The 4,146-nt window shown below is 70.0% G+C and carries 2 protein-coding genes and 1 pseudogene; all 3 read left to right on the top strand.

Annotated elements, in window-relative coordinates:
* Positions 1-1,870 (top strand): exonuclease domain-containing protein (locus I71_RS17490; RefSeq protein WP_042696121.1); only part of this gene is annotated, 1,870 nt, incomplete at its 5' end.
* On the top strand, positions 1,867-2,079 hold the full coding sequence (locus I71_RS37540; RefSeq protein ID WP_148294275.1) for a hypothetical protein: 213 nt from the start codon (positions 1,867-1,869) through the stop codon (positions 2,077-2,079). The genes I71_RS17490 and I71_RS37540, both read left to right, overlap by 4 nt.
* 755 nt (positions 2,080-2,834) lie before the next feature.
* Positions 2,835-4,146 (top strand): annotated as a pseudogene (locus I71_RS38845) (histidine kinase); the annotation flags it as partial.

The following is a 4,146-nucleotide window of genomic DNA, read 5'->3' as shown; positions in this document are numbered from 1 at the left end:
GCTGCCCATCGCCCGCGCGGTGAACGAACTTTCGGACAAGCTGGCCCAGGTCCGCCGGGACATCGCCGGCACGGTCGCCGAGTCCACCGCCAAGGCGGAGGAGCAGAAGACCCGGCTCGCCGCCGTGCGGCGTGACCTGCATGAAGGCGTTCTGGTCTGCAACACCCGGCACCAGATCCTGCTCTACAACCAGACGGCCCTCGACATCCTGCACCTGACCGGGGAACTTGGGCTCGGCCGTTCGCTTCTGCATTTCGTTGTGGCGGAACCGGTGACCCACACGATGGAGCGTCTGGCCCTGCGGGTGCGCGAAGGGCGGCACGTCAACCACGAACACGGCACCACCGCCCAGTTCGTCGGCGCCACCACCGACGGCCGCATCCTGCTGGAAGGCCGGATGAGCGCCATCCTGCAGGAGTCCGGCCCGGCGTCGGACGAGCCTCCCGCCATCACCGGCTATGTGCTGACGCTGTCCGACGCCACCAGCGAACTGGCGGCACTGGGCCAACGCGACGCCCTGCTGCGCGAGGCGACAGAGGGGTTCCGCGCCCCCATCGCCAACTTGCGCGCGGCGGTGGAGACGCTCTACGACGCGCCCGACCTCGGTCCCGGCGACCGCGCCGCCTTCGAAAGTGCGATGCTGGAGTCCTGTTCAAGCCTGTCGCAAAGGCTGGAACAGGTAACCGCCGCCTACCGCAACATCGTCACCGGCAGTTGGCCGATGAGCGACATCCATTCCAACAACCTGATCGCCCTCGTCGCCCATCGGGTCGGGGCGGAGTCCGCCACCACGGTGACGCTGACCGGCCTGCCGCACTGGGTGCATGGCGACAGCCACAGCCTCGTCCTGCTGTTCGCCTATCTGATCGGCCGGGTGCAGGCGCTGACCGGCGCCACCGCCTTCGACCTGGAGGCGGCCGGTCCGCAGGACGGCGACCGCTGGGTCTATCTCGATCTCGTCTGGCAAGGGCCGGCGGTGCCAAGCGCCATGCTGGACGGCTGGCTGGACCAGAGCTTGCCCGACGGGCTGGGCGGACTCAGTGCCGGGGATGTGCTGCAGCACCACCGCAGCACCGCCTGGAGCGAGCCGCTCCCCACCGACCTGACCACGGATGGCGGCCCCGCCCGTGCCCGGCTGCGCGTGCCGCTGCCTCAGGCGCAATCGCCACGCACCGCCCAGCCGCGGCCGAAGGCTGGTGCCCGGCCGGAATTCTTCGATTTCGGGCTGCTGCACCAGCCGCTGGCGACCAGCGAGCTGGGCCGCACGCCCCTGGACCGGCTGCATTACGTGGTGTTCGACACCGAGACCACCGGCCTGTCGCCCAGCACCGGCGACGAGATCATCCAGATTGCCGCGGTCCGCGTCGTCGGTGGGCGCATCCTGACCGGCGAGACCTTCAACACGCTGGTCGATCCCCGCCGGCCGATCCCGGCGGAGTCGGTCCCCTTCCACGGCATCACCGACGGCATGGTGGCGGGCAAGCCGACCATCGACGCCGTGCTGCCGCAGTTCCGCAGCTTCGTCTCCGGCGCGGTGCTGGTGGCGCACAATGCCGCCTTCGACCTGAAGTTCCTGAAGATGAAGGAACGGGCGGCGGGGGTTGCCTTCGACTGCCCGGTGCTGGACACCATGCTGCTGTCGCGCATGCTGCTGGGCAATGATGGCGACCACACACTCGACGGCATCGCCGAGCGGCTGGGCATCGCGGTGGTCGACCGCCACACCGCGTTGGGCGACAGCCTGGTCACCGCCGCGGTGTTCCTGCGGATGATCGAGATGCTGCGCGCACGCGACGTGCGGACGCTGGACGATGCCATCCGTGGCGCCAACATCCTGGTCGAACTCGCCGCCCGGGAGCGCGCCTTTTGAGCGGCCAGGATCACAACCCAACCCCCAACCGGTACCGTGACCGGATGATCGGCCTGTTCCTTCTGGCCGCCGCCCTGTTCAACCCGCCGCTGCTCGGCCTGTTCGGCGTGGAGGCCAGGATCCTGGGAGTGCCGGCGCTCTACGCCTGGGCGTTCGGAATTTGGGCGGCGGTGATCGCGCTGGCGGCTCTCGCCGGACGCGCGCGCTAGGGAGGACGGCATGGAGGCCGGACTGGGCTGGGCCACTGTCCTGATCGCCGCGCTGGCCTATCTCTCCGCCCTGTTCGCCATCGCCCATTGGGCCGACCGGCGGGAGGCGGCGGGACGCAGCGTCATCGCCTCCTCCACCATCTTCGCCCTGTCGCTGGGGGTCTATTGCACGACCTGGACCTTTTACGGGTCGGTCGGGCGGGCGGCGACGCTGGGCATCGGCTTCCTGCCGGTTTATCTCGGCCCCACCCTGCTGATGTTGCTGGCGCCGCTGGTCCTGCGCAGGATCCTGCGCATCGCCAAGGCGCAGCGCATCACCTCCATCGCCGATTTCCTCGCCAGCCGCTACGGCCACAGTCCGCTGCTGGGCGGGCTGGTGGCGCTGACCGCCACCGTCGGCGTGACGCCCTACATCGCCCTCCAGCTCAAGGCGGTCGCCGTCAGCTTCGACGCGCTGACCGGAGGAAGCGGGCTGGACACCAACGCCGAACCGATTCTCGACCAGGGTTTCCTCATCGCCGCCGTGATGGCGCTGTTCGCCATCGTCTTCGGCACCCGTCAGATCGACGCGGCGGAACACCACCCCGGCATGGTCGCCGCCATCGCGCTGGAATCGCTGGTGAAGCTGGTCGCCTTCCTGGCGGTCGGGATCTTCGTGGTCTGGGGCCTGCACGGCGGGCTGGACAGTCTGTTCGCCACGGCCGCCGCACGCCCGGACCTCGCCCGTCTGATGGGCAGCGAGGCTGCGCTCGGGAATGCCGCGTCCGGCGGCGGCCCATGGGGGGGCCTGGGTCGCCACCACCATCCTGTCGGCGGCGGCAATGCTGTGCCTGCCACGCCAGTTCCAGGTGATGGTGATCGAACCGACGGACGAACGCCATCTCGACCGCGCGGTCTGGCTGTTCCCGCTCTATCTCCTGCTGATCAATCTGTTCGTGCTGCCGGTTGCGCTGTCGGGGCTGCTGACCTTCGGCGGAGAGTTCGACCCCGACCTGTTCATGGTCGCCCTGCCCCTGACTGGCGGGGCCGGCTGGCTGGCCCTGCTGGCCTTCCTCGGCGGGCTGTCGGCGGCGGCGGGAATGATCGTGGTGGAGTCGGTGGCGCTGTCCACCATGCTGTGCAACGATCTGGTGGTGCCGGTCCTGCTGCACGCCCGCCCGCGGGCACTGGCCCGCTGGGCCGATCTGGCTCCGCTTCTGCTGGCGGTGCGGCGCGTCGCCATCGTGGCGATCCTGCTGTTCGGCTACGGTTACTTCCGGCTGGCCGGGTCCGCCTATGCCCTGGTGTCGATCGGGCTGATCTCCTTCGCCGCGGTGGCGCAGTTCACACCGGCGCTGATCGGTGGTCTCTACTGGCGCGGAGCGACCCGGCGCGGCGCCATCGCCGGGGTGGCCGCCGGAACGCTGGTCTGGGCCTATACCCTGCTGCTGCCGAGCTTCGCGCGGTCTGGCTGGCTGCCGGCGAGCTTCATCGCCGACGGACCCTGGGAGGTCGCAGCATTGCGGCCTTATGCGCTGTTCGGACTGGAAGGGTGGGATTCGCTGGCCCATTCGCTGTTCTGGAGCGCGCTCGCCAACATCGGCGCCTATGTCGGCCTCTCGCTGTTCGACCGGCAAGACGCATCGGAGCGGGCGCAGGCTGCCGCCTTCGTCGACGTCTTCCTGTCCGCGCCGGACACCACCCGGCGGGAGGATGCGCCGCCGGACTGGCGCAGTGTGGCCAATGTCGGCGACCTCACCCGGACGGTCGCCCGCTTCCTCGGGCCCCAGCGGGCAGCGCGGGCATTCGCCGGCGCCGATCCAGACGAACCGGCCGGACCGGAGCGGCTGCGGCTGGCGGAGCGGCTGCTGGCCGGCGCCATCGGCGGAGCATCCGCCCGCGTCGCCCTGGCCTCCTCGGTCTCGACAGGTGCGGTGGAGGCGGCGGAGCTTCTGCGCATGCTGGACGAAACCAGTGACGTCATCGCCCACAGCCGCAAGCTGGAGCGCAAGACGACGGAACTGGAACGCGCGACCGACGCGCTGCGCGCGGCCAACGAACGGCTGACCGAACTGGACCGGCTGAAGG

It is taken from the genome of Azospirillum sp. B506 (assembly GCF_000333595.1).
Taxonomy (GTDB): Bacteria; Pseudomonadota; Alphaproteobacteria; order Azospirillales; family Azospirillaceae; genus Azospirillum.
This window is presented reverse-complemented; position numbering and strand designations above follow the sequence as displayed.